The organism is Mycobacterium sp. (assembly GCF_008709575.1).
GTDB lineage: Bacteria > Actinomycetota > Actinomycetes > Mycobacteriales > Mycobacteriaceae > Mycobacterium.
This window is the reverse complement of sequence record NZ_VYIK01000263.1, coordinates 1-789: the sequence shown is the minus strand read 5'-3', so window position 1 is coordinate 789 and position 789 is coordinate 1. Positions and strand designations below refer to the sequence as shown.

The following is a 789-nucleotide window of genomic DNA, read 5'->3' as shown; positions in this document are numbered from 1 at the left end:
ATGCACGCCGGACAGGGCTGTGCGATTACCACCCGCCTGGTGGTGCCGCGGGCCCGCTACGACGAGGCGGTCGCGGCGGCAGCGGCCACCATGTCCTCGATCAAGCCCGGCGATCCCACCGACCCCGGCACCGTCTGCGGGCCGCTGATCTCCGCGCGCCAGCGCGACCGGGTGCAGGGCTATCTGGATCTGGCTGTGACAGAAGGTGGTTCGTTCGCCTGCGGCGGTGGCCGGCCCGCCGAGATGCACAAGGGCTTCTTCATCGAGCCGACGGTGATCAAAGGCCTGGGCAACGGCGCCCGGGTCGCGCGCGAGGAGATCTTCGGTCCGGTGCTCACAGTGATCGCCCACGACGGCGACGACGACGCCATGCGTATCGCCAACGATTCGCCCTATGGGTTGTCGGGCACCGTTTTCGGCACCGATCCCGACCGGGCCGCCGCGGTGGCCTCGCGGCTGCGGGTGGGCACCGTCAACGTCAACGGCGGTGTCTGGTACTGCGCGGACGCCCCCTTCGGTGGCTACAAGCAATCCGGTAACGGCCGGGAGATGGGCCTGGCCGGTTTCGAGGAGTACCTCGAGACCAAAGTCATTGCGACGGCTGTTTAGTCGTGACTCGGCGGGAGAGGACGGGGATGAGATTCGAGGACAAGGCCGCCATCGTCACCGGATCCGGTGGCGGAGATCTTTACCGTCGACGGCGGTCATGACACACCCGGACGAGAGCCTGCGCCTGGGCTACATCGGGCTGGGCAACATGGGCGCGCCGATGGCCAAGCGGCTGGCCGG

General features: G+C 68.4%; 2 protein-coding genes. Both read left to right on the top strand.

Translation table 11 applies throughout. The annotated features are described in order from the left end of the window. A partial coding sequence (locus F6Q13_RS18345; protein WP_293059586.1) for an aldehyde dehydrogenase family protein occupies window positions 1-609 on the top strand: 609 nt, incomplete at its 5' end. Beyond that, window positions 593-789 (top strand): hypothetical protein (locus F6Q13_RS18340; protein WP_293059583.1); only part of this gene is annotated, 197 nt, incomplete at its 3' end. The genes F6Q13_RS18345 and F6Q13_RS18340, both read left to right, overlap by 17 nt.